The following is a 24,119-nucleotide window of genomic DNA, read 5'->3' as shown; positions in this document are numbered from 1 at the left end:
GGCATCGCTCGCCAGCGGATAATTCGAGGGGCCCCGTGGGCCGTTCTTGCTGAAGCGAGGTGGGTCGCGTTGACTGCCGCCCATGGGAATCTGGTCGAAGAAGAGCATCGCTCAATTGCAGCAAGAGGAAGGTCACGGACATGGGTTGCGCCGCACGCTCAGCGGCCTCAACCTGGTGATGCTGGGCGTGGGAGCGATCATCGGCGCGGGCATCTTCGTGGTGACGGGCACGGCGGCGGCCCAGCACGCGGGGCCGGCCATCATCCTGTCCTTCATGCTGGCGGGGTTGGGCTGCCTGTTCGCCGGACTGTGCTACGCCGAGTTCGCGGCGATGATTCCGGTCGCCGGGAGCGCGTACACCTACGGGTACGCCACGATGGGCGAGCTGGTCGCGTGGCTCATCGGGTGGGATCTCATGCTCGAGTACCTCTTCGCCGCGTCGGCGGTGGCGGTGGGCTGGTCCGGGTACTTCACCGCCTTCCTGCGTGACCACCTGCACATCGCGCTGCCCCATGCGCTGGTGAACGCTCCGTTCGACGTGGCTCCCGGAGGGCACGTCCCCCATGCCACGGGCGCGCTCATCAACCTGCCCGCCGTGGTGCTGGTGGGGGTGATGACCGTGCTGCTCATCACGGGCATCCGCGAGTCGGCCCGCGCCAACAACATCATCGTCTTCGTGAAGCTGGCGGTGGTGCTGCTCGTCATCGGCTTTGGCGCGCCCCACGTGGATTCCGCCAACTGGACGCCCTTCATCCCGGAGAACACGGGCAACTTCGGTCAGTTCGGCTGGAGCGGGGTGTTCGCGGGGGCGGGTGTCATCTTCTTCGCCTATATCGGCTTCGATGCCGTCTCCACGGCCGCGCAGGAGACGCGCCATCCCCAGAAGGATCTGCCCGTGGGCATCCTGGGAGCGCTCGGCGTCTGCACGCTGCTGTACATGCTCATGTCGCTGGTGATGACGGGGCTGGCGCCCTACAACACCCTCAACGTCCCCGAGCCAGTATACGTGGCGATCTCCAAGGCAGGGCCCTCGCTGGGGTGGCTGCGGCCCATCGTGAGCCTGGGAGCCATCGCCGGACTGGCCTCGGTGGTGCTCGTCATGCTGATGGGCCAGGCGCGCGTCTTCTACGCGATGTCGCGGGATGGCCTGCTGCCTCCTTTCTTCGGCCACGTGCACCCGCGCTTCCAGACGCCCCATGTCGCCTCCCTCATCACGGGGGGCGTGGCCATGTTGGTGGCGGGGTTGTTCCCCATCGGCCTGCTGGGAGAGCTGGTGTCCATCGGCACCTTGTTCGCCTTCATCGTCGTGTGCGCGGGCGTGCTCGTGCTGCGCTACCGGCGGCCGGAGCTGCACCGGCCCTTCCGCACGCCCTTCGTGCCGCTGGTGCCCGCGCTGGGCATCCTCACCTGTGGCAGCCTCATGCTGGGTCTGGGCCTGCCGACCTGGATGCGGCTCGTGGTGTGGATGGGGCTCGGCCTCGGCCTCTACTTCGGTTATGGCCGCAAGCACTCGCGCGTCGGCCACGAGGAGGCCGTGCCGGCCAGCCCCAGCGGGACGCGCTGAGGAGTGGCTTCCGCAAGAGGGCTTGGACACCTGGGGACCGTGGAATCGGATTAGGGTGCGCGCCCATGAGGAGGGCTCTCGTCCCATGAAACATGCCTCGCTCAAGAGGTATGGCCTGGAAGCATTCGGCTTGTGCGTGTGGCTCGCGGTCCTGGGGCGGGTCTTCACCCACTTCGATCCGGGCAGTCAGGCATTGGTGACGTGGAACTCGGACACGGCCATTCCGGTGCTCCAGTCCAATGACCCCGTCTTCGACACCTTCCGCCTGTACTACTATGGCCAGGATCGCCTCGGCGCCTGGCCCTGGCTCCTCGCCCAGGCGTGGCGCGCGCTCACCGGTTTCGACTGGACGCCCCACCGGCTGTTCCTCTGGCATGCCACCTGGGCCTGTGGGGCGTGCCTCGCGCTGCGGGGCCTCCACCGGCAGGTGGGCTGGGTGCTCGCGGCGTGCTTCGCGGCCCTGGTGCTCCTGTCACCGCTCTGCCACGCGTACCTGTTCGATCTGGGTCAACCCTATGGGTGGCAGCTCACGGCGTTGTTTCTCGCGGGGTGGGCCTTCAACCGCCTCGTCGAGGCACTCGCCCGGCCAGCTCCGGGCCGGGTCACCTGGGGCTGGGCCGGCCTGGCCTTGCTCTTCTCCACGCTGGCCTGCTGGACCTCTCCCATCTCGGGTCCGTTGTTGCTGGTGGGTCTGGTGGTGCAAGGGACCCTGGCCAGCGCGCTGAGCCCACCGGGACGCGCCCGCTGGCGCCCGTGGCTGTGCCTGCTCCCCTTGGTGGTGGGCTTCCTCTTCGAGGCCAGAGCGCGCTCCGTCTTCCACCGCTTCTCCCGTGCTCACTTCAATCATGGCTACCGCACGAACTTGCGGCTGGATCTGGATCACCTCCTGGAGAACGTGCATGGGCTGTTCGCGACGTTCTTCGCGCAGGCGCTCGCGCCACTCGTCGTCCTCGGGTGGCTCCTGGGGTTGATGACGCTGGGCTTCCTGTTGCACCACCTGCGCTGGCGCACGCTGGCGGCCCGCTCCGCTCCAGTCGAGCTGGCCGCCCTCACGCTGTCGCTCGCCGGAGCGGCGCTCGGCAACCTGCTGCTGTGCCTGGTGGTGCAGCACGTGCGCGAGAATGGCTACAGCATCCGCTATCTCGTGCCCTCCTTCGTGCTGGGGGTGTTGGCGGCGCTCTCGGGCGTCCTGTTCCTGTTGGGGCAGGTGCCCGCCCTGCGCGAGCGGATGGGGGTGCTCTGCGCGGTGTTCGCCGGAGGGCTGGTGGCGGGCGGCCTCCTGCTCGTGAAGCCGCGCCTCGAGAATCCCTATCTGGCGACGGCCCAGGCGGTGACGGACACACTGGTGGTCCGTGCCCCGGGCGCGGTGCTGCTCGGTGGCTACTGGGACAGCTATGTCCTGGGGGGCCTGGATCCCGCGCGCCGCCTGCCCACGGTCGTGCTGGAGGGGGATTATCTGCGCACCCCCTTCTGGGTGTCGCGGGTGCGGGAGGCGGATGAGGTGTTGGTGTCCCTGGCCCAGTCTTCCCAGCCCGAGACCATCCCGGATCCTCCGGCGTGGCTCTTCCAGCATGGCACGCCCTTCCAGCTCGTGGATGCACGCTGGCTTGAGCGCGCTCCCTTCCGGATCGCGCGGTATCGCGGGGTGCGGGACGACACCCGGCCCGTGCGGCTCGAGCCCTCGCGGGGCTTCACGCCGTGCGAGACCGGTGCGTCGCTCACCGTTCACTTCGACCCGCCCGTCCAGCGCGGGCTGCTGGTGATGGGCGCCGAGACGCCACCGGAGGGAATCGAGGTGGAGGCTCCCAGTGCGCCCGAGGCGCGGTTGGAGGGCGTGGCGGGGGTGTGGTGGCTGCACCTGAACTCGGGAGAACAGCCCCTGCGCCAGGTGTCCCTGCGGGTGCGCTCCGGGAGTGTGGCCCAGCCGTGTGGGTTCAGGGGAGCGGCGCTCGTGACGGGCGCGCCGCTCGCGTCCCCTACGCCTTGAAGGACGCGCCTCGGGAGTTCAGGGAATGAACGCCTCGTTGGCGACGCCCGGCCCGAGCCGGGTCTGCACCGCGCCGCCCGGGACGTAGATCGTCGAGCCGATGGTGGCCGCGCCGGTGCCGTGGCGCGGCGTCGGCATGGGCGCGAGCACCTGCCAGGAGTCGCTCACGGTGTCATAGGCCTCGGTGTCGGCGTAGACGCCCAGGGAGCCCGGGGCCGGATTGCCCTCGCCGCCGATGACGTAGATCTTCGTGCCGACCGCGGCCGCCGCGACCCCTCCGCGAGGGGTTGGCATGGCCGCGCGTGACGACCAGGTCCCCGTCGAGAGGTTGTAGGCGAAGACGGTGCCCTTGACGTTCTCGACGCCGTTGGCGCGTCCACCGAGCACGTAGAACGTGCCGTCCACGACGGCGCCGCCGACGTGATCGCGCGGCTCGGGCAGGCTGGGCAGGGTCTCCCAGGTGTCCTGGGCGACGTCGTACGAGGAGAAGGTCGCCACCGTGTCCTGGAATTCGGGCGCGAGCGAACGCAGCCCGCCCGCGAGGTAGATCTTCGTGCCACTCACGCCGACGGCCGCGCTGCCGCGCTCGGTGCTCGCGGGCATGGGGGCCCGCTCCGTCCAGAGGTTCGTCCGAGGATCGAACTCGAACACGTTGCCGACGGCGGTCCAGGGGAAGTCGCTGACCATGCCGCCGACGACGTAGATCTTCTCACCCACCACCGCGATGTTCGGATGGTTCATGGGCAGGGGAAGGGGAGCGGCCTCGGTCCAGGTATTGGAGGGGGGATCGTAGACGGAGACGCGCCCGGTGTTGGCCGTATCGACACCGGCGATGACGTAGACCTTGCCGCCGAGCGCGACGACGCCGTGCTCCTGCCGTGGACCGTTCTGGAGGGGCGCGAGCCCGGTCCAGCGCGACGAGTCCGAGGGCGGCGTGCCAGGTCCGGGTTCGTTGCCGTCACCGCAGGCGAGCGAGAGCAGGCAAAGACAGAGGGACAAGCAGAGGGTGGAGAGGGGACGCATGTGGCGCTTCCTGGGTGGGGGAATGATCCTCGCCAATCTGCGTCCGCCGCGTTCGTGGCACAAATCAAACGGGTAAATGTTCGGCATACATGGCGTGCATGAGCCCGTCCCTCGTGCCGGTGAGTCGCTCGACGCCCCCGCCACCTCGCGAAGGGAGCTGGTGCGGTGGTTCTAAGGAACGAATCGCGTGGGGTAGTGTGCCCGCGTGAGTTCCCCCTTCCTCGATGTGCCCGAGTCCAGTTGGGTGGCGTCCAACACCCTGTCCTTCGCCATCCGGGACAAGTACCCGGTGAGTCGGGGGCACACGCTGGTGATTCCGCGCCGGCTCGTGGCCTCCTGGTTCGAGGCCACGCCCGAGGAGCAGCGGGCCCTCTTCGAACTGGTCGACGTGGTGAAGCGCGGCCTGGATGGAAATGACCCGAAGCCGGACGGGTACAACCTGGGCATCAACGTGGGTGATGCGGCGGGGCAGACGGTACCGCACCTGCATGTGCATGTGATTCCGCGCTACCAGGGAGACATGGCGGACCCGCGGGGTGGGGTGCGCCACGTGATTCCGAGCAAGGGGAACTACCTCAGGCTTCCGACGAAGCCACTGGCCACGGGAGGCGTCAAGGATCCCTTCCTCTGGCACCTGGAGCCGCTCTTCGCCCAGGCCACGGACGTGTCGGTATTGGCGGCCTTCGTGCAGGAAAGCGGCCTCGCGGTGCTGTACGCGCTGGTCCAGGACGCCTTGTCGCGAGGCGCGCGGGTCCGGCTGCTGACCGGGGACTACATGTCCATCACCGGGGCATCCGCTCTTCGCCAACTCCTGGACTGGATGAACGCCAACCAGGCGCAGCGGGAAGAGGGGGCGGGCGTGTTCGAGGCACGGATCGTGGAGGTGAAGGACATCGGCCGCGCATTCCATCCGAAGTCCTGGCGCTTCGAGGGACCCGAGCTGGCGGTCGCGTTCGTGGGCTCGAGCAACGTCTCCCACTCGGCGCTGAAGACAGGTATCGAATGGAACCTTCCCGTCGAGCGTGACCAGAACCCCCGGGCCTACCAGGATGCGGTGGACGCCTTCGAGGAATGGTGGTCGCGGGCCAGACACTTCGACGCGGCATGGATCTCCCGGTACGAGCGGGAAGCGGCTCGATCACGACCACCCCGTCAGGCCCTACCGCCCGAAGCGGAAGGCTTCGTGGAAGAGCCGGTGCCCGTGCCCAGGACACGCGAGCCCCACGGGATTCAACGGGAAGCACTCGCCGCGCTCGAGAGCAGCCGTCAGAGAGGGAGGCCGCGAGCACTCGTCATCATGGCGACGGGCCTGGGCAAGACCCTCGTCGCGGCAATCGACATCTCGAAAGTCGAGGCCGCGTTGGGGCGGCGCGCTCGCGTCCTGTTCCTCGTGCACCGCTCTGAATTGCTGATGCAAGCCGCGGCGACGCTCCGCTCCTACCTCCCGCACTCGGAGTTTGGTTGGTTCGTCGGCGCCCGGAGGGAACTGGACGCCGATGTGCTCTTCGCCTCGGTACAGAAGCTCTCGCGCCCTGAACACCTCGCATGGCTGAGCGGGGTTCCGCCTTTCGATTACGTCGTCATCGACGAGGTTCACCATGCCTCGGCGCCGGGCTACCGTGGCATCCTGGCGTGCTTGCGGACCACCTTCCTGCTCGGGCTGACCGCGACCCCGGAGCGGACGGATGCAGGGGACATCTTCGGCCTGTTCGAGGACAATGTCGTCTACCGGGCCGACCTCGCGGAAGGCATTTCACGCGAGCTGTTGGTGCCCTTCGCCTATCATGGATTGAAGGATGACGTCGCCTACGAGAACATTCCGTGGCGCAACCGGCGATTCGATCCAGCGAGGTTGGCGGCGGCGGTACAAACAGAAGCTCGAATGCGGAAGATGTGGGAAGCCTGGGAGCAACACCCGGCGACCCGGACTCTGGTGTTCTGCGCTTCCGTGCCTCACGCCGAGTATGTCCGTGACTGGCTGCGGCAGAAGGGTGTACGGACCGTGGCGGTCCATTCCGGAGCGGAATCGGATGACCGAGCGGAGGCCCTGTCCCGTCTGGTCAACGGCGGCCTCGATGCCATCTGCGCCGTGGATATCTTCAACGAGGGAATCGATCTTCCAACCGTGGACCGGGTGGTGATGCTGCGCCCCACCGAGTCTCCCGTGGTCTTCATGCAACAACTCGGACGAGGTCTGCGCAAGGCTGACAAGAAGACGTCCGTCACGATCATCGACTTCGTGGGCAACCACCGGATGTTCCTGGACCGTGTCCAAACCCTGCTCTTCCTTGGCGCGGGTCCCTCGGTCCCATTGCTCCAGGACTTCCTTGTCCATGACAAGGAGCCAACCCTTCCGCCGGGCTGTTCCGTGGAGGTGGAGTTGGAAGCCAAGAGGTTGTTGGCGAAGCTGATGCCCAAGGGGAGCAGCGAAGTCGCGCGGATGTACCGCGAGCTTCGGCACGCCTGGGGAAGACGACCCTCGATGGGAGAGCTGTACCGTCTGGGCTATCTCCCGTCGACTCTGAAGCAGGGCTGGTTCCAGTTCGTCGGGAGCCAGGGAGATTTGACGAGCGCGGAAGCGAAGGCCCTGGAGAATCGAGGCAAGGACTGGTTCGAGGCTCTCGAGAGCACCCCGATGAGCAAGAGCTTCAAGATGGTGGTGCTCCAGGTGCTCCTGGATGCTCATGCTCTCGAAGGAGGAATGCCACTCGCGGAACTGGCCTCACGCAGCTTGAGCCTGCTCCGACAGCGTCCCGAGTTCGGCAAGGATCTGGAAGGGGTCAAGTCTCTCGAAGACGCGAACGCGCTGGACCCGCGGCGCTTCCTCACCTATTGGAAGACGAACCCGATCAATGCGTGGAGCAGTGAGCAAGCCTGGTTTCGCGTTGATGGGGAGCGATTTGTCTCTCTCCTCCCCATCGGAGCGGAAACACGGGATGCTTTCCATGCCATGACCCAGGAACTGGTGGATTACCGGTTGGCGAGGTACGTGGGCCAAGGGCACGCGAGCACCCATCCAGATGGCTTCGACGCCAAGGTGATCCACAACTCCAGCGATATGCCCATCCTGATGCTGCCTTCACGAAGCGGACGGCCGGGCATCCCCGACAGCAAGAAGGAGGGGCCAGTCCCTGTCACACTGCCTGATGGCAGTCGATGGAAGTTCCTCTTCGTGAAGATCGCCGTCAACAAGGCCTGGCCGGCGGGCGCGGCCATGGAGACCAACCGGTTGCCAGAGTTGCTCCGCCAATGGTTTGGTCCCAAGGCGGGCGCCTCGGGAACTTCCTTCCAGGTGCGCTTCCGGAAGGACACGAGCGGCTGGCATCTCGAGCCGCTCGGGGCATCGGTCATCCCGCTACGTCGCATGAAGGCGCTCGTCACGTTTCCCAGCTTGAAAGCCGCCGCGGGCGCTGCCCGCGATTCGGTGGTGAGTGCACCCGAGGAGGGGGGCGTCCATCTGCCACTCGTGTCGAGTGCGGACGAACTTTTCGCCGTACGTGCGTCGGGCGATTCCATGAAGGGTGGGGAGCGGCCCATTCGGGACGGGGATTGGTTGGTGATGCGGTACGTCCGGGGCATGGGTGTTGGCGCGCTGAGCGGACGTGTCGTGCTCGTCCAGGTGCCTGACGCCTCGGGGCATGCCTACCAGCTCAAGCGCATCGTGCAACATGGCGCGCATTGGCTCCTTCGCTCCGATAATCCAGACCATCCTTCTTTCGAGGTGACGGAGGGGGTGACTCCCATCGCGCAGCTGGTAGAGGTCATTCCTCCAGAGCGAGTGGGCCCCTTTACTGGCGTGCTGCTCGACGACGAGGGCGCCATGCGCGCGTTCGGACTCCCCTCGGCTCCGAAAACGGGGCGTTACCATGGCCATTTGTTCCTCTGCGTCGACCAGCCGGGCCGCCTCAAGACACCTGAGCGCCTCGAGCTGATCATCTCCGGTCGAAATCCAGCGGAGACCGCCTTCGTGCTGACGTGCATGGAACCTGGTGGCCCCTGGAGGTACGCCGGTGTTGCACGCTGGAATGAGAGTGAAGGAGCCTGGGTTCTTCCTGAGCCCGTCGACTCCGATACCTGGAAGGCGCTCGGTGCTCCTTTCGATGTCAGATAGGTCTTCTCTGATTCTCATCGGGCTTCTGGCGTTCCCGCATCGACGCTGGTGGGGATGCCAGGGTGGGGTTTCGGTACGGGCCAGAGGCACTTGGCTCCATACGCGACCGTCTGGGGTGGGCAGTTCGGCGGCCTGTCCCAAAGCCGAAGCCAACACGCGCCGGAGACCTCCACTTCGAGCTTCGCCGTGCACGGTGCCAGCTTCTGGTTCTGCATGGGCAAGGGGGCCTCCGTGGATGGCTCGGAGGCGGGACCGACATGGACATCCGTCACCCAACTCCTGTTGACCCTGGCGTCTCTGCGCGCGAGCGTCATGGGCACCATCGCCAGCAGCACCGCCGTGGCGAGTGCGAGCCTCCGCGGCCAATGGCGTCTTCTCTCCTCGCGGGCCGCACGGGGGAGGGGAGGAAGAGGAGAGAACGTCCAGGAGGGTCTGGGTCCCTCGGGCCGCAGGATGCGCCGCTGGGGTTTGTCTCCTTCCTGCTCTGGTGGCACCTCTTCCGTGTCGAAGATGGGAATGTCCCACTCCCCCAGTGCACGTGAAGCCGCGTCGACCAGCGCCGCGTGGACCTCCGCGCCACTCGCGTAGCGCTCGCGCGGGTTCTTCGCCAGCAGGCGGACAATCACCTCGCTCAGGGCGCGAGGTACCCGGGGATTGACGTCCACGGGCACGGGCACTCGCTGGTGGACGATGGCGTACTGCAACAGGTCCGATGGCAGCCACTCGGAGAAGGGGTAATGCCCGGTGGTGGCCCGATACAGGCACACGCCCAGGGCGTACAGCTCGGTCCGTCCATCACGCGCATGCAAGGCGAGCTTGAGCGCGTAGAAGTCGCCCGGATGGTCCATGTCCTCCACGCGGTAGACGGCGCCCTGGCCGCCCACGCCCAAGGACTCCACCACGCGCCAACGGCCCACTTGCGTTCCTGGCTCCAGGGCGTCCGGATACACGGCCATCTTTCCAGGGTTCATGCGCAGACACTCCTTGAGCAGTGTTTCCGGTGGAATCGAAGGCCGCGGCATCACCCCGCGCATTCGCCCCACCTCCCGAGTCGCTCCTGGGAGCCTACCTCCTCCGTCTGGCCCATTGAACCGCTTCCTCCGACTTCTCGTACGGCTTGTCCTTCCGGGGGGAGCAATCCCAACCCGCGTCAGGTCGTCTCTTGTGCGCCAGGGTGGTTCATGCACCCCGGTGTCTGTTTTTCACTGTCAGCCTTTCTTTCTCTTCTCTCCGTGATGGAGGATTTTTTCAATAAGAACAGATTCTCCATTGTTGATTCTCTTTTCTTGAGATATAAGTACTTCCAACTTTTCCCGAGGAGCTGGAATGTTCCGTGGCGTTGTCTCGATGAGTGGAAAGTTCGCGGTGGTTCTGGGTTCGATGCTGGCGCTCGGTGGGTGCACCGAGGTGGAGCAGGCGCCCGCGGAGGAGGCGACGCAGCAGGCCGTGGTGCGCGGCTGCGCGACGCAGGAGCTGAGCGCCGAGGAGAAGCAGAGCGTGGAGCAGGCCCTGGCCGGCCGTGTGCGGGCGCAGGCGCGCGCCGCGGGCTCGGTCAACATCAAGGTCTACTGGCACGTCATCAACAACGGCACCAGCACCTCGCAGGGCAACATCTCGGACGCGGATATCGCCAGCCAGATCTCCGTGCTCAACGCCGCCTACAAGACGACGCCCTTCACGTTCACCCTGGTGGGCACGGACCGCACCACCAACTCCTCCTGGTACACGTGCAGCGGTGGCGCCTGTGAGAAGAAGATGAAGGCGGCGCTGCGCAAGGGTGGAGCGGGCGACCTCAACGTCTATTCCAACAACATGGGCCAGGGCCTGCTGGGCTGGGCGACCTTCCCCTCCAGCTACGCCTCGCAGCCGAGCCTGGACGGCGTGGTCATCCTCTACAGCTCGCTGCCCGGCGGCAGCGCGGCGCCCTACAACGAGGGCGACACGGCCACCCACGAGGTCGGCCACTGGCTGGGCCTGTACCACACGTTCCAGGGCGGCTGCACCACCACGGGTGACTACGTGAACGACACCCCGGCCGAGTCCTCCGCCGCCTACGGCTGCCCGACCGGCCGCGACACCTGCACCACCGCGGGCGTGGATCCCATCACCAACTTCATGGACTACACCGACGACTCGTGCATGAACACCTTCTCCGCCGGTCAGAACGACCGCATGGACTCGCTGGTGCAGCAGTACCGCGGTCTGTGATTCGAGCCTGAGTTTCCGAAGGACCGACGCCGGGGCGCTCCAAGCGCTCCGGCGTTTTGCTTTTCATCCCGAGCGCCTTTCCAGGCGCGGCATCGCTCATCCGGCCCGGACGAAGTACGCGACCGTCAGCAGGAGGGACAACCCGGTGACGCCGAGCCGCAGGTGCCGGGAGTCCATCCGCCGGGCGAGCCGAGCGCCCGCGTAGCCCCCCACCACGGCGGCGCCCAGCACGAGCAGGGTTTCTGGCCAGGACACCGCGCCCAGCACGGCGAAGCAGAGCACGGCGATGGTGTTCGTGGCGGTCACCAGTAGCGCCTTGAGGGGGTTGAGGACCTTCAAGTCCGAGCGGCCCAGCAGGCTCCAGACCGCCATCATCATGATGCCGACCGCGCCCCCGAAGTAGCCGCCATAGATGGCGAGCAGGAACTGGAGCGAGAGCAGCACGGCGGGGGAGGCGCGGACCCGCGGGCCGGGCATGAGGCCCGGCCGGGCCCCGAGCGCGAACACGCCGCTGGCCAGCAGGAGCAGCCAGGGCAGGAGCTGGTCGAAGGCGGCACGGGGGGTGAGCACCAGCAGCAGCGCGCCCACGAGGCCCCCGGCCAGACTCACCGCCACCAGGGCGCGCAGCGACACGCCTCGCGGGGGCGAGAGGTCGGCGCGATAGGCCCAGGTGCTGGCGAGTCCTCCCGGGAAGAGGGCGACGGTGCTGGAAGCATTCGCGACGACCGAAGGCACACCGGCCAGGACGAGGGCGGGGAGGGTGACGAACGTGCCACCTCCCGCCACGGCGTTCATGGCCCCCGCGAGCAGGCCCGCACCGAGGAGCCAGGGGGTCGTGGAGAGCAGGTTCATGGCGTGAGCTTGCGGACGTCCCTCCCTCCGGACAATGTGGAAGAAGCGCGGGCAGCCTTCGCTTCTCACGAAGGCAGGAGGAGCGATGGGCTTGGACCTGACGGATCTGCGGCTGTTCCTCCTCGTGGTGGAGGCGGGCAGCATCACCCATGGGGCGGAGCGGGCCCACCTCGCGCTCGCCTCGGCCAGCGCACGCATCCGCGGACTGGAGGACGAGCTGGGCGTGGCGTTGCTGGAGCGCGAGCGGCGCGGGGTACGGCCCACGCCGGCGGGCCGGGCGCTGGCCCAGCATGCCCGCTCCGTGCTGCGGCAGGTGGAGAACCTGCGCGGTGAGCTCGGCGGCTACGCGGGTGGGGTGCGGGGCCAGGTGCGCCTGCTGTCCAACACCGCGGCCCTCACCGAGTTCCTCCCCGAGGCGCTCAGCGCCTTCCTCACCGCGCATCCCGAGGTGGATGTCGAGCTGGAGGAGCGGCTCAGCCATGAGATCGTCCAGGCGGTGGCCGAGGGGCGGGCCGAGGTGGGGCTGGTGGCGGACACGGTGGAGCTCGGCGCGCTGGAGACGTTCGCGTTCCAGGAGGACCGGCTGGTGGTGGTGGTGGCGCGAGGGCACCCGCTCGCGGCGCGCCGGACACTCGCCTTCGCCGAGGTGCTCGACGCGCCCTTCGTGGGCCTGGGCGAGGGCAGCGCGCTCCAGGAGCACCTGGCGTGGCATGCGGCGCGTCTCGGCCGGCGGCCTCGCTACCGGGTGCGCCTGCGCAGCTTCGATGCGCTCTGCCGCATGGTGGAGCGCGGCGTGGGCGTGGGGGTGATTCCGGAGGCCGCGGCCCGGCGCTGCCAGCGCTCGATGGCGATCCGCCGGGTGGCGTTGAGTGACGCCTGGGCCACACGCAGGCTCATCCTGTGCGTGCGCGACCACGCGGCCCTGTCCGTCCAGGCCCGGCTGCTCGTCGACGCACTCCGGGCGGATGGGTCCAGCCGGGGTGGACGCGGATGAGCCATTGGATGGGCCATGCGTTGAAGGAGGTGAGCGGACGAGCATGCGGTGCCTCGCGTGGAGGCATCGGGTGTGGGGCGGAGTAGCCCCCCGGTGGGGGAATGCCTAGTTCATCAGGACGGCTCCGAGAGGGCTTCGCAATCCACACGGGGAGGGACCGATGAGGCACTGGATGCGGGTGGGCTGCATGGTGTTGAGCGCGAGCGCGATGGCGTGTGCGAGCCAGTTGGCCCGTTCACCGGCGCCCACGAGCGCGGACGAGGCCGCTCCCGTCGCGGTGAGCGTCGGCGGCGGTGGCGGGGCGACCGTGGACACGGGACAGTTCCCCACGGAGGAGAACACCGTGGCGGAGCCCGCGGGGGCGAAGCACGAGCTCTATGAGCAGGTGGCCCGGGAACTGAACATCAAGCGTGAGAGGCCCAAGAGCCTGGACGAGGGCGTGGGCGGCTCGGGCGGCTCGGCGGAGGAGAAGCACCTGTGCGCCAACGCGCTGAACTCCTCCGAGCAGGTCACGGTGGTCTCCGGCATCATCAACTTCCGCTCCAGCGGGCTGGTGGTGGTCGACGTGCCGGGCAAGGGACCCGTGAAGCTGCGCACGGATGACGTCACCTGCACCGTGCAGGCGGGCAATGCCCTGCCTCCCGAGGCCCTGAGCGAGGGCACCGAGGCCCGCGTGGCCTACGTGGAGGACGCGGGAGAGCCCACGGCGCGGGTGATTCGCGCGGAGCCCATGCGCTCCCTGCGTTAGCCGTTCACGCCCCGCGTGGGCCCGTTTCCCAGGCTCACCTCAGGACGTCGACGACATACCAGAGCAGCGCGGTCCCGAGGCTGAAGGGGACCACGGGGGCCACCCCTCCCGAGGAGGAGAACACCCCCACGTCCCAGGACAGCAGGGAGAACGCGGCCGTCACCACCCAGGTGGTGCCCAGGGCGAGCAGGCGCATCGTGGGACGTTCAGGCCGGGGCAGGCGCTGGAGCACCCGGTGCTGGAAACCGCCATCGGACAGCTCGGACGGTGGCCGCCGCTGGAGCATTGATTGGATCCAGGCCTCGTCATCATGGCCGTTCATGGGGTCTCCTCGAATCGCCGGCGCAGCTTCTCCTTCGCGCGCGCGACGTGGGTCTTGAGCGTGCCCAACGGGCAGTCGAGCACGACCGCCGCCTCCTCGTGGGTCAGCTCGTTGGCGTAGGTGAGCACGAGCGCGGCCCGCTCGCGTGGCTTGAGCGTGGAGAGCGCCCGCTCCAGATCGTAGCGCTCCAGGAGCGCGTCCGGCAGGTACACCGCGGAAGGGAGCTCCTCCTCCACCGTGGGTAGCGCCAGGGGCTCATTTCGGCTGCCCCGATCATGGCTGAAGTACGCGTTGCAGGCGATGCGATAGAGCCAGGAGGAGAACTTCGCCCCGCCCCGGTAGCCGCGCAGCCCTCGATAGGCCCGCAGGAAGGTCTCCTGCGCCAGATCATCCGCCTGCGCCACGTCTCCCCCGGTCAGCCGCCGCAGCAGGCCGCGCACCGCGGACTGGTGCCGCGCCACCAGCTCGCCAAAGGCGCCCCGGTCATCCCGCGTGAGCACGCGCGTGATGAGCTCGGAATCCGAAAGGGTTTCAGGAGGCGAGGACATGGCTCTCGACGGCTACAGCGGGGACTCGGGCGAGAGGTGCGACGCGAGCGGACTCCGGCCCTGCTGCAGGCGCCAGACGAGCAGATGTCCCAGGCCGAGGAAGAAGAGCGTCACCCCCACGCCCCAGGCGCCCTCCGAATCCGGAAGGACGGCCAGGAAGATCGTCAGCCCCACGCCCGTCGTGGACAGGATGATGCCCCGCCGCAGATCCGAGGGCTTCTTGGGCGCGGGCGCGAGCAGCCCAGGAGGAATCTCCGCCCCCTTCTCCACCATCATGCGCACCGTCTGGTGGAGCTGGTGGTGCTTGCGGTTGCTGGCCAGCAGCCACGCGAGGAAGCCCATCAGCAGGCTGCTGAAGAGGGAGACGCTGATGATGGCGGGGGCGATGTCGGGATCGCTCTCGCGCGCCCGCCGCTCGCGATCCTTGAGGAGCTCGAAGAGCTGCTTGGACTCGAGCCGGCCCTCGGGATCGATCCGCTGGGCCTCGGACTCCAACCGCTGGATGTCCGACTCCAGCTCCTGGCGCTGGGCCTCGAGCCGAGGGGACTGTGGCACGGTGGGAGGCGGGGTTGCGAGGGGCGCTTCAGGCGCCGCGGGCGCTTCCGGTGCGGGTGTGGACTGGGCCCAGGCGGGGAGGGAGGCCAGGAGGCACAGGGTGAGCAGCTGGGATTTCATGAGGGAGTCCTCTCGTCGGTTTTATCGACGGGAGGACTCCCGGTCCCAGCCTCTTGGATTCAACCCCGGATTTTTTTCCGCGCCGGTGCTCAGGGATGGCTGAGGGGGTTGGCGGGATCCGTCCCGTTGGTCCGCTCGTCACCGTCCAGGTGCCCGTCGAGGTCGCGATCGATGCCGATGCGCTGGCCCGAGCCCGGAGGCGTGCAGGTGTAGGTCAGCGCCCCCAGCCCCGTGGTCACCATCAGGCGCAGGGCCGCGTCGGCCAGGAGGGGCTCGGCGTGCCGGTCGCTCTTGAACATCCCGTTGCCCACGTAGGCGAAGCCCACCTCGTTCTGGGCGTTGCGGCCCTTGGCCACCAGGTCGCACTCGCCGACGTTCGCGCGCGCCACCAGGAGGTTGACGCGGGGGCCGGCCACCATCGCGTTGAGGGGGGTGAGCGTCACCTGCTGTCCGACGATGGGCGCCAGGTTGGTGTCGAAGGCCAGGAGGAACTCCGCCATGTCCAGCTTGGCCTGGTGGCCCGCGGGCGTGTTCGGAATGCCGACCGAGTTGAAGATCGGATCGTGGTCGAACCCGCTGTTGAAGCGCATCATCGTATCGATCGAGCCGTCGCTGTTGAAGCCGAAGCCACGGATCTGATCGCCCATGAAGGGGTCCGCGGGGAGGAAGCCGAAGGGGTAGGCCACGCCGAACATGCCGATCTTCTGGTACAGGTTGCGCAGGTGCGGCACCTTGGGAAAGAGCGCCGTCGCGACGAACGCCGAGCGGCCATCCGTTCCGAAGAAGCCCTTGAAGGGACCCGCGCCGGGGTTGGCGTTGGGATCCAGCCGGTGGCAGGACTGGCACGGGCCATGGAAGAAGCTCGTGGTGTTGAGGAAGAAGTCCTTGCCCGCCTGCTGTGCCGACGTGAGCGAGTTGTCCAGGTTGCGCACGGGATTGGGCGGATAGACGACCTGGAGGATGAACTCCGAGAACCGCTGCATCTCCGCCGGGGTGAGCTGGGCGGAGCGTCCGAGCAGATCCATGAACGCCGGGTTGAACTGCTTGAACGCCTCGGTCTCGTTGAACGCGCCGCTGTCGGGCTGGGCGCTCGTCGCCGTCTCCCCGCCGGAGCGGTCCCCCCGCCAGTGCATCGGACCGTGGTTGGCCATGCCGCGCAGGCTCTGGGTCGCCAGCGGACCCTTCACCGGGTGGAAGTTGGGATCCTGGCCAAAGGTGGGATCGGTGCCGAACTCGGGCGGCGTCGTGACGATGGGGTTCTTGTTGAGCTTGTAGGCCGCATCCGGGTTGCCCAGGTTCCAGTCCAGGCTGTCGAAGTCGCCGAAGATGTGGCAGCTCGCGCAGGACGAGTCGCCATGGCTCGAGCTCTTGCGCGCGTCATAGAGGTAGGGGCGGCCAGCCACCACGCTCGGCGGCTCGGGGTTGAACAGGCGCAGGTGGGCGACCTCCTGCTTCGTGGCGGTGTTGACGACGGAGATGGCGTTGTCGAAGCGCGTCAGCACGTACATGCGCCCGTTGGTTTCATCCAACACCATGCCGGTGGGGCCGCCGCCGCTCAGGGGGATCTGGTGGGCGGTGTCGGGCACGAAGGTGTCGGCCTCGAGCGCGGCGGTGGAATAGACGCCGAGCTTCGAGGAGCCGAACGCGGCCACGTACAGGGTGGCGCCGTCGGCGGTCACCGTCATGCCGAGCGGCTGGGCGAGGCTCTTGTCGTTCTCGGCGTTGGGGAGGGCGGCGCAGCAGACACCATAGTTGATGTGCTTGTTGAGGTGCCTGGGCGCGACGCCCGAGGCGCTGAGCACCGAGATGCGGCTCTCGTGCAGGTGGCCGCGCAGGCTGGTGCCGGCGAAGGTGCCCGGTCCCTCGAAGCGCAGCTCATTGCGGGCCTCGGTGTTGCTCACGTACACCTTGCCGCTCACCGGGTTGACGGCCATGTTGAACAGGATGGTGCCCACGCCGGAGTAGTAGCCAGACGGGCCCGCGAGCTGCGCCGGGGGATTGGCGGTGGCATCGATGACGAACACGTCCTTGTCCGGCAGGGAGAAGCGCACCTTGTCCGTCCACGAGCGGCCCAGCGAGTCGAGCCAGTCCGTGCCGTTGAACTTGACGAGGACGCCGGTCTCCGGCGCTGGCTTTCCCTCGAAGTTGACGTTGGGGCCGGGGACGCCGCCCACCGACTCGCCGCCGTTGGGCACGAGGATCTCGTGGACGATGCTGGTGCGGTTGCCCGAGTGGAACGCGGCGGCGTAGACGCGCGAGCCATCGGGCGTCGCGGCGAGCGCGCGGGGCGTGTCGCTGAAGAGGGTGACGATCGACAGCGGGTTGCCCGCGAGCGAGGTGCCCAGGTTGTTGGCATCGAACACCCAGACGTCCGCCCGGCCGATGCCCGGCGTGGAGAACTGGGGATTGAAGGGCACGTTCTGGCCACGGTGCGCGGCGGTGATGAAGGCGCGGCTCTTGCCCGTCCCGGCGAAGACGATGTCGCGAGGCTCGTCGCCCACGAGCAGGGTACGCACCACGGAGCCCCCATGCCCATTCGGGGAGAGATCCACGACGCTCACGCTGTCGGACAAGTGATTGACGACCCAGACCTCGTTGTCACTGCGCGCCGCCACCGCGACGGGCTCCAGTCCAACGGGCACCGAGGAGATGTGGAGCAGGCCCGTGGGCAGGACCTGGAAGACCTCGAGCCGGTTGTCCGGGGTGTTGACGGCGAAGAGGCGGGTGCCAGAGGGCGAGAGAGCAAGCGGCCGGACCTGACCGCTTTCGAAGAGGGTGAAGGGCGCCGCGCACACCTCGCGTCCCACCAGGCCTCCCACGAGGAGCATCGCGGTCAGGACCGTCTTCCACACATCACGCTGCAACGCCATGTCTCTGGCTTTCATGCCACCTCCACGCCGAGTGCGAATCCCTGTTCGCGAATACAGCGAAGAAAGAAAAGAATGGCCAGGATGGTGCGCTTTCACGACGTGTTCTGTAAAGGACGGATCGCCGGACAGGGCGAACAGGCGGCCTTTTCCGCTTATGGCATTGAATGGCTGTCACCCCCGGTGAGAAGGTGCGAGGACAGCGAGTACGTTTGTCACTCCCTGTGTCTGGCTGGTGTCGGGGGGGAGTGGGCCTCACCCCTTCCGCCGCTCGCCCGAGAGCTGGCGGCCAGCCGGAAAGCAAGGGCGGGATGTCTGACTTCAAGAAGCAGACACGGTCCTCGTACCGCGGGGCACCCGGGAGAGACCCTCTTCATCGCGGCACGGCGGGCCTGCTAGGGTGCGCAGCCCCATGAAACCCATCTTCTGCCTCATCCCCGCCCTCATGCTCGTGCTGCCGGGCTGCATCTACGTCCGTGACGCCACGCATTCTTCTTCCTCCAGGAAGGGAGTCCGGTCCCAGTCCCGGCCGGAGTGTCATCCCAGCGAGTACTGGGATGGAGACCAGTGCCGGCACAAGGGCAAGGGCCGCGGCGCGCGCAAGCACGACCACTGACGCCCGGGCCCAGGCACCTTCCCTGGGGCTGACGCCCTGGATTTAGAAGTCCAGGTATGGGATGCCGCCGCCCGTGAGGAGCCGGTGGATGAATGAGCCGGTCCCCGCGGACCCCGTGCCGTAATCCGTGGAGACGCGGAGGAGATCCTCGCCAGGGAAGACGAGACCGGCCGGCCGCTCGAGCGCGAACAGCATCACCCGCTCCAGGAACCGTCGGGCCTCCGTCCGCCAGACCTCCTCGCCGGTGTACCGATAGAGGTCCACGAAGAATCCCCCCAGGCCCGCCATGCCCGCGAAGTTGGTGGGAAACACGGTGTAGTTGCCCGCGAGCGACGACGCGATGCTCCGCGCCTCCCGGGCGTACCGCTCGTCCCGGAGCACGTCGTAGAAGCGCAGCGCGACACAGCCAATGCCCGCGCTCCCGATATGCCAGTACGGGTAGAACACCGACTCCCGCCGGGAGCGGTGGAACCGTGGATGACCGTTGCTCCGCTCGGCACTCGACAGATCGAAGTCCAGGAGCCGGATCGCGGCATCGAGGTGCTCCTGTCGCCCGGTCGCCTGATGGAGCTTCAGACAGAAACAGGCGAGCCCGGAGGCGCCATGCGCCAGGCCATGGTAGACATCTCCGTTGTTCTCGAAGAAGTACCCTTGTGCGGATGACTGGAGGCCTGGCTTCAGCGTGTCGAAGACCTGGATCGCCCGCTGGAGATACCGCTCATCCCCGAGCCGGTCGAAGAAGAACAGATTCGTGAGCCCGAATCCGCCACCTCCGTAGAAGAGATCGGCATTCTCGAAGAGCAGGGGAGAGCGCGCCGCGACATCCAGGAGCGCCTCGGCCTCTTTCCTCCGCCCCAGTTCCAGCAGCGTCCACGCGATTCCAGCACTGCCGATGTAGAGACCGGGTGCGTAGCGTTGGTTGTCGATCTGCGAAGACTCGCGAAGCAGGGCCTCGAGAAAGCTCTCGGGAGGCGGCCTGCCCACGCGTTGGAGGAAGAGCGCGATACCAGACGCGCCATAGGCGGCACTCAAGCGATTGGTGGTGAACCGGCGGTAATCCGTGGGCAGATCCAGGGGATCCTCCCCCGTGTGGATCTGGTCGACGATGTAGCGGACGATCCCCTCGAGGGACTCTCGCAACGCGTCGTCATCGCGACGGGGAGTGACTGGCCGCGCCGAGCGGATGCCCCCCAAGCTCCGCTCCGCCTCGGCCAGCAGCTCGTCCGCCCGCTGGAAGTCCTGCTCGATTCCGAAGATGAGCCGCACGAAGGCTTCCGGGATGCCCTTCTCCTGGGCGAAGTGCGTGAGCATGGGCTCGCGCTGGTGGGGGGCGAGCGTGAAGAAGGGGGTGGGAGGGTAGAGGAAATCACCGAGCACCCGGCTCAAGGCATGGTGATCATCCCGGAAGGTGGGAACAGAACCCGCGGGTTTTTCCACTCCGAAGCCGGGTGTGAACAGCCGGATGACGGGTCCCTGATCCGGGTTCTGGAGGTCGAGCGCGGCCTCGAAGTCGATGAACGTGAGCTGATCGCGCTCCAGGTCGAACAGGATGTTCTTCGGGGAGATGTCCTGGATGACCACGCCCTGTGAGTGGATGGTGCGGAGCGCGGAGATGAGCTTCCTGGACACCGTGAGGAATGTCTCACCGAAGCGCCTCACCTCGTCGGCACCCGGCGTGGGCGACGCGACGAGGGACAGTTGTCCGGAGGCGATGTGGGCACTGAGCTTCCTGCCCCGCGCGAGCTCCATGACGAGGAAGCTGTGCTCCCAGTCCTGGAAGAAGTCGAGCGCACGGGGGGCCAGTCCCGTTGCCTCCAGCCGCTTGAGGATCCGGTACTCGTTCTCGAGACAATCGACGGCGTCACAGGGGTTCTTGCGCCCCCGGTTCACCAGGGGCCGGGCCTCCTTGAGCACCACCTCCGCCCGGGACGTCAGATCGAGGCACCGATAGACTCCTCCCTTGGAGGAAGAACTCATGGCCGAGAGAGCCTTGTAGCGGCCATGGAGGAGGGGTTCCTCGGTGGCCCCCTGGTCGTCATCCGGGAAGGGATCGATCACTCCCGGGGGCAGGGTGAAGAAGGGGGGGCGTGGATCCGGAAGCAGGCGGCCATCGGTCATCCGCAGGTGGGGCACCTGCTCTCCGTAGGCGTTGAGGCGCCGCAGGCCCCGGAATGCACCGTAACGGTAGAAGAGGACGTGGCTGCCTTTGTACCGCTTGTCCGACAGGATATAGGGGCCCACGAAATCCTTCGTGACGCAGTGCAGTTGCTCCAGGATCCGCTTCATCTGACCGACATCCGCGGGATAGAGGGTGATGAATTTCCCGCTCGCGCCCCGTGCCCACATGTGGGAATTGCTCAAGTCGAGCACGAACTCGTCGACGAGCACCTTGAAGGCCACCCGCTCGGCGACGAGCAGGGGGACGACCGTCGTCAGGAGTTCCCGGGCGCGATCGTGCGCCGTGGACACATGGATCTTGAAGCCGGTGTCTGGGAAGGAGGGCTCGGGGGGTTGGGCCTCGCACCAGATCCCCGGCTTCCTTCCGATCGTCCAGGATGCTGGTAGCAAACGAGCCAGAAGCTCCCGGAACCCGGCGCTCTTCGATTGATAGGCATCCAGGCTCCCGTAGCGCTCCGGATGCAGAAGCGTGAAGAGATGGATGTTCTCCCGTGCCCGCCGCTCAATGCCGCGCATGCATCCTCCCCGGACCTCCCGAAGGCAGATGCCCTCGGGAGGTGCTTTCCTGTCAACAGGTGGCGCTGCACCTCGACTGGTGCCTGCTCACTAACACAGCAGGAGACTCAGGCTCGAACTTGCTTCACAATTAACCAAGCTGACGTTGGAGGCCGTGGCCTCCTGCCCTCCATCCGCCGAGTCGCCTCCAACTGCCTCCCCACCTGTATCCGCGGGGAGCTTCTGCAATGCGAGGACGTTGTTCATGACCAACCGCCTTTCGATTCGCCACCATGGCGAGTTGCTGAACGTACCGGTGAGAAGATACGGATTCAACCGCCGGGACTTCTGGGCCGAAGAACACATCCATTGAGAGACAGTCTGGCGCCGTGCTAGTCAGCCGCGGTGAGGTTCTTCGAAAGAGGGGTGAACGGATGCGGCTCGGGATGTTCTGTGCGGTGGGTGCCCTGCTGGGGGCGATGAGCGGTGAGTCGAGGGCGGCGGCCCCGTCCGCCTATGACGCGGTCGATCCGTTCATTGGAACGGGCGGCAAGGGCCACACCTTTCCCGGCGCGGTCGCGCCCTTCGGCATGGTGCAACTCAGCCCCGACACCGACGTGCGACCGTTCAAGCAGAGCTACGACTGGGCCGCGGGGTACCGTCACGATGATCCGACGATCCTGGGCTTCTCGCATACCCACTTCTCCGGCGCGGGCCACTCGGACCTGGGTGACGTGTTGCTCACCCCGTTCTCGGGTACGGTGAAGCTGGATCCAGGCGAGGCGGACAAGCCGGGCTCGGGCTACCGCTCGCGCTTCAGCCACGACGGGGAGGTTGCCCGGCCGGGCTACTACGCCGTCACCTTGTCGGACTCGCGCGTGCGCGCCGAGCTGACGGCGGGGCCGCGCACCGGGATGCACCGCTACACCTTCGAGGGCAAGGCGCCGGCGGGCGTGCTGCTGGATCTGCGCTCGTCCATCTACAACTACCCGGGCAAGGTGCTGTGGTCGCGCGTGCGCGTGGCACAGGACGGCACGGTGACCGGCTACCGCGAGACGCGCGGCTGGGCCCCCGGGCGCAAGCTCTTCTTCGCCATCCGCTTCAACAAGCCGCTCGTCTCCCACTCCCTGCACGATCGCGATGAGGCGATCGTCTACAAGGGCTTCCGCCAGCCGGGGCGGACCCCCGCGGACAAGGCACAGCTCGAGGGGCGCGCGCTGGAGGGCGTCTTCGAGTTCGGCGAGCTGGATGGCCCGCTCATCGTCAAGGTCGCCATTTCCGCTGTCAGCGAGGACAACGCCCTGCTCAACCTGGACAGCGAACAGGCCGGCTTCGACTTCGAGGCCCTGCGCGGTGCCACCCGCGCGGCCTGGGAGCAGGCGCTGGGGGCGGTGGAGCTCGACGCGCCCGCGCCGATGCGCACCAGCGTCTATACCGCCCTCTATCACAGCCTGATCGCCCCCAGCGTGTTCACCGACGCCGACGGCCGCTATCGCGGCCCGGATGATCAGGTACACAAGGCCGAGGGCTTCACCTTCCACTCGACCTTCTCCCTGTGGGACACCTTCCGGGCCGAGCACCCGCTGCTGCTCCTGGTCCAGCCGGAGAAGCGCAACAGCGACATGGTGAATTCGCTGCTCGCCTCCCAGCGGCACAGCCCCTACGGCATCCTGCCCGTCTGGCAGTTCCACGGGCTCGAGACCTGGACGATGATTGGCTATCACTCCGTGCCGGTGATCGCCGATGCCTGGCTCAAGGGCATCCGGGGCTTCGACGCGAACGCCGCGCTGGACGCCATGGTCAAGAGCGCGACCTACGCTCCCTATGGGGGACTCGGGGACTACATGTCCCTGGGCTACGTCCCCATCGACAGGGAGCCGGAGGCCGCGTCCAAGACCGTCGAGTATGCCTATGACGACTGGACCATCGCCCGCATGGCCCGCGCCCTGGGCAAGGAGGACATCGCCCGGACCTTCGAGGCCCGCGCGGGCAACTGGCGCAACACCTTCGATGCCAAGAGCGGCTTCATCCGTGCCCGCCGGGCGGACGGGGCCTTCCGCACGCCCTTCGATCCCACCGCCATCAACTATGGCAGTGATTACACCGAGGGCAACGCCTGGCAGTATTCCTGGTTCGTGCCGCAGGACCTGGGGGGGTTGATCAAGGCCATGGGAGGTGACGCGGCGGTCGTCAAGAAGCTCGACACCATGTTCGAGTACGACATCTCGAAGCTGGATTACTCGCACGCCGAGGACATCGCCGGGCTGATCGGCCAGTACATCCATGGCAACGAGCCCAGCCACCATGTCGCGTACATGTATTCCTTCGCCGGGGCGCCGTGGCGCACCCAGGCCCGGCTCAAGCAGATCGTCGACAGCCAGTACAAGCCCACGCCGGATGGGCTGTCGGGCAACGACGACCTGGGCCAGATGTCCTCCTGGCTGGTCTTCACCGCGCTCGGCTTCTATCCCGTCACGCCCGGCTCGAACGAGTATGTCATCGGCCGCCCCTTCGTGGAGCGCGCGGCGCTGAACCTGCCCAACGGCAAGCGCTTCACCGTGACGGCCGAGGGCCTGTCGGAGGCCAATGTCTATGTCGGCAAGGTGTCGTTGAACGGCCGCCCGCTGGAGCGCGGCTTCCTCCGGCACGAGGAACTCCTGGCGGGAGGAAGCCTGCACTTCGTCATGCAGGCGAAGCCCAATACGTCCTGGGCGACCAAACCCCAGGCGAGGCCGATGAACAAGGCGCCCTGAGCAGGTACGGACCATGCGCGCTGAGATTCTGGCTCATCGGTGGGCGGCGCTGCGGCTGGCCGCCGCGCTGCTCACCACGAGCTGTGCCTCGCTGACTCCGAGTCCGGACGTCGTCAGGGCGAGTTCGGACGAGGCCGCTCCGCGCGCATGGGCCTGTGGGGAAGCCGTCCCTCACAGT

At 67.3% G+C, this 24,119-nt stretch carries 17 protein-coding genes; 8 read left to right on the top strand and 9 right to left on the bottom strand.

The annotated features are described in order from the left end of the window. Positions 1-82: 82 nt before the first annotated feature. Both F0U63_RS28320 and F0U63_RS28315 read left to right on the top strand, forming a co-directional pair. Positions 83-1,564, top strand: a complete 1,482-nt coding sequence (locus F0U63_RS28320) for an amino acid permease (RefSeq protein ID WP_395834365.1) — start codon at positions 83-85, stop codon at positions 1,562-1,564. Positions 1,565-1,649: 85 nt separating this feature from the next. Beyond that, positions 1,650-3,551 (top strand): hypothetical protein, encoded by a 1,902-nt coding sequence (locus F0U63_RS28315; protein ID WP_395834363.1) that lies wholly within the window; start codon positions 1,650-1,652, stop codon positions 3,549-3,551. An 18-nt stretch (positions 3,552-3,569) separates the two neighbouring features. Here the strand turns inward: F0U63_RS28315 and F0U63_RS28310 are convergent, their stop codons facing one another. Beyond that, a complete protein-coding gene (locus F0U63_RS28310) occupies positions 3,570-4,574 on the bottom strand; it encodes a Kelch repeat-containing protein (protein WP_395834361.1) in 1,005 nt (334 codons plus the stop codon). 205 nt (positions 4,575-4,779) lie between these two features. On the opposite strand from F0U63_RS28310, the gene F0U63_RS28305 reads away from it, so the two are divergent. Then, entirely contained in the window at positions 4,780-8,685 is a 3,906-nt protein-coding gene (locus F0U63_RS28305; protein ID WP_395834359.1) for a DEAD/DEAH box helicase family protein, read from the top strand. 14 nt (positions 8,686-8,699) lie between these two features. On the opposite strand, the gene F0U63_RS28300 is transcribed toward F0U63_RS28305, so the two are convergent. Further along, positions 8,700-9,656 carry a hypothetical protein gene (locus tag F0U63_RS28300; RefSeq protein WP_395834357.1) on the bottom strand — a complete coding sequence of 319 codons (957 nt, stop codon included), beginning with the start codon at positions 9,654-9,656 and terminating at the stop codon, positions 8,700-8,702. Positions 9,657-10,032: 376 nt separating this feature from the next. On the opposite strand from F0U63_RS28300, the gene F0U63_RS28295 reads away from it, so the two are divergent. Continuing rightward, positions 10,033-10,893, top strand: a complete 861-nt coding sequence (locus tag F0U63_RS28295) for a zinc metalloprotease (RefSeq protein WP_395834355.1) — start codon at positions 10,033-10,035, stop codon at positions 10,891-10,893. A gap of 96 nt (positions 10,894-10,989) precedes the next feature. On the opposite strand, the gene F0U63_RS28290 is transcribed toward F0U63_RS28295, so the two are convergent. Further along, entirely contained in the window at positions 10,990-11,745 is a 756-nt protein-coding gene (locus F0U63_RS28290) for a sulfite exporter TauE/SafE family protein (protein WP_395834353.1), read from the bottom strand. 85 nt (positions 11,746-11,830) lie between these two features. On the opposite strand from F0U63_RS28290, the gene F0U63_RS28285 reads away from it, so the two are divergent. Together F0U63_RS28285 and F0U63_RS28280 are read left to right on the top strand one after the other, a co-directional pair. Further along, on the top strand, positions 11,831-12,739 hold the full coding sequence (locus F0U63_RS28285) for a LysR substrate-binding domain-containing protein (protein WP_395834351.1): 909 nt from the start codon (positions 11,831-11,833) through the stop codon (positions 12,737-12,739). Positions 12,740-12,899: 160 nt separating this feature from the next. Then, positions 12,900-13,487, top strand: a complete 588-nt coding sequence (locus F0U63_RS28280; protein WP_395834349.1) for a hypothetical protein — start codon at positions 12,900-12,902, stop codon at positions 13,485-13,487. A 34-nt stretch (positions 13,488-13,521) separates the two neighbouring features. Here F0U63_RS28280 and F0U63_RS28275 read toward each other — a convergent pair whose 3' ends face one another. The 4 genes from F0U63_RS28275 to F0U63_RS28260 all read right to left on the bottom strand — a co-directional run bounded on the left by F0U63_RS28275 (position 13,522) and on the right by F0U63_RS28260 (position 17,917). Then, positions 13,522-13,809: a hypothetical protein gene (locus F0U63_RS28275; protein WP_395834347.1), complete on the bottom strand. Its 288-nt coding sequence runs from the start codon at positions 13,807-13,809 to the stop codon at positions 13,522-13,524. Further along, entirely contained in the window at positions 13,806-14,357 is a 552-nt protein-coding gene (locus F0U63_RS28270) for an RNA polymerase sigma factor (RefSeq protein ID WP_395834345.1), read from the bottom strand. The genes F0U63_RS28275 and F0U63_RS28270 overlap by 4 nt, the downstream gene beginning before the upstream one ends. Before the next feature lie 12 nt (positions 14,358-14,369). Further along, on the bottom strand, positions 14,370-15,032 hold the full coding sequence (locus tag F0U63_RS28265) for a DUF6249 domain-containing protein (protein ID WP_395834343.1): 663 nt from the start codon (positions 15,030-15,032) through the stop codon (positions 14,370-14,372). 89 nt (positions 15,033-15,121) lie between these two features. Further along, positions 15,122-17,917 (bottom strand): YncE family protein, encoded by a 2,796-nt coding sequence (locus F0U63_RS28260; protein WP_395834341.1) that lies wholly within the window; start codon positions 17,915-17,917, stop codon positions 15,122-15,124. Positions 17,918-18,311: 394 nt separating this feature from the next. Between F0U63_RS28260 and F0U63_RS28255 the strand changes: the two genes are divergently transcribed. Then, positions 18,312-18,515 (top strand): hypothetical protein, encoded by a 204-nt coding sequence (locus F0U63_RS28255; RefSeq protein ID WP_395834339.1) that lies wholly within the window; start codon positions 18,312-18,314, stop codon positions 18,513-18,515. Positions 18,516-18,557: 42 nt separating this feature from the next. On the opposite strand, the gene lanKC is transcribed toward F0U63_RS28255, so the two are convergent. Continuing rightward, entirely contained in the window at positions 18,558-21,209 is a 2,652-nt protein-coding gene (gene lanKC, locus F0U63_RS28250; RefSeq protein ID WP_395834337.1) for a class III lanthionine synthetase LanKC, read from the bottom strand. Positions 21,210-21,299: 90 nt separating this feature from the next. Further along, entirely contained in the window at positions 21,300-21,455 is a 156-nt protein-coding gene (locus F0U63_RS28245) for a class III lanthipeptide (protein ID WP_395834335.1), read from the bottom strand. Between the two features lie 167 nt (positions 21,456-21,622). Here F0U63_RS28245 and F0U63_RS28240 point away from each other — a divergent pair, with 167 nt between their 5' ends. After that, entirely contained in the window at positions 21,623-23,941 is a 2,319-nt protein-coding gene (locus tag F0U63_RS28240) for a GH92 family glycosyl hydrolase (RefSeq protein ID WP_395834333.1), read from the top strand. Positions 23,942-24,119 lie beyond the last annotated feature (178 nt).

The organism is Cystobacter fuscus (assembly GCF_044360685.1).
Classification (GTDB): Bacteria; Myxococcota; Myxococcia; order Myxococcales; family Myxococcaceae; genus Cystobacter; species Cystobacter fuscus_C.
This window is presented reverse-complemented; position numbering and strand designations above follow the sequence as displayed.

Coding starts and splice junctions, on each gene's coding strand:
- F0U63_RS28265 (WP_395834343.1), bottom strand. CDS start 15,032: ATGAAATCCCAGCTGCTCACCCTGTGCCTCCTGGCCTCCCTCCCCGCC.
- F0U63_RS28255 (WP_395834339.1), top strand. CDS start 18,312: ATGAAACCCATCTTCTGCCTCATCCCCGCCCTCATGCTCGTGCTGCCG.
- F0U63_RS28295 (WP_395834355.1), top strand. CDS start 10,033: ATGAGTGGAAAGTTCGCGGTGGTTCTGGGTTCGATGCTGGCGCTCGGT.
- F0U63_RS28315 (WP_395834363.1), top strand. CDS start 1,650: ATGAAACATGCCTCGCTCAAGAGGTATGGCCTGGAAGCATTCGGCTTG.
- F0U63_RS28285 (WP_395834351.1), top strand. CDS start 11,831: ATGGGCTTGGACCTGACGGATCTGCGGCTGTTCCTCCTCGTGGTGGAG.
- F0U63_RS28310 (WP_395834361.1), bottom strand. CDS start 4,574: ATGCGTCCCCTCTCCACCCTCTGCTTGTCCCTCTGTCTTTGCCTGCTC.
- F0U63_RS28300 (WP_395834357.1), bottom strand. CDS start 9,656: ATGAACCCTGGAAAGATGGCCGTGTATCCGGACGCCCTGGAGCCAGGA.
- F0U63_RS28270 (WP_395834345.1), bottom strand. CDS start 14,357: ATGTCCTCGCCTCCTGAAACCCTTTCGGATTCCGAGCTCATCACGCGC.
- F0U63_RS28260 (WP_395834341.1), bottom strand. CDS start 17,917: ATGAAAGCCAGAGACATGGCGTTGCAGCGTGATGTGTGGAAGACGGTC.
- F0U63_RS28240 (WP_395834333.1), top strand. CDS start 21,623: ATGCGGCTCGGGATGTTCTGTGCGGTGGGTGCCCTGCTGGGGGCGATG.
- F0U63_RS28290 (WP_395834353.1), bottom strand. CDS start 11,745: ATGAACCTGCTCTCCACGACCCCCTGGCTCCTCGGTGCGGGCCTGCTC.
- F0U63_RS28320 (WP_395834365.1), top strand. CDS start 83: ATGGGAATCTGGTCGAAGAAGAGCATCGCTCAATTGCAGCAAGAGGAA.
- lanKC (WP_395834337.1), bottom strand. CDS start 21,209: ATGCGCGGCATTGAGCGGCGGGCACGGGAGAACATCCATCTCTTCACG.
- F0U63_RS28245 (WP_395834335.1), bottom strand. CDS start 21,455: ATGAACAACGTCCTCGCATTGCAGAAGCTCCCCGCGGATACAGGTGGG.
- F0U63_RS28280 (WP_395834349.1), top strand. CDS start 12,900: ATGAGGCACTGGATGCGGGTGGGCTGCATGGTGTTGAGCGCGAGCGCG.
- F0U63_RS28275 (WP_395834347.1), bottom strand. CDS start 13,809: ATGAACGGCCATGATGACGAGGCCTGGATCCAATCAATGCTCCAGCGG.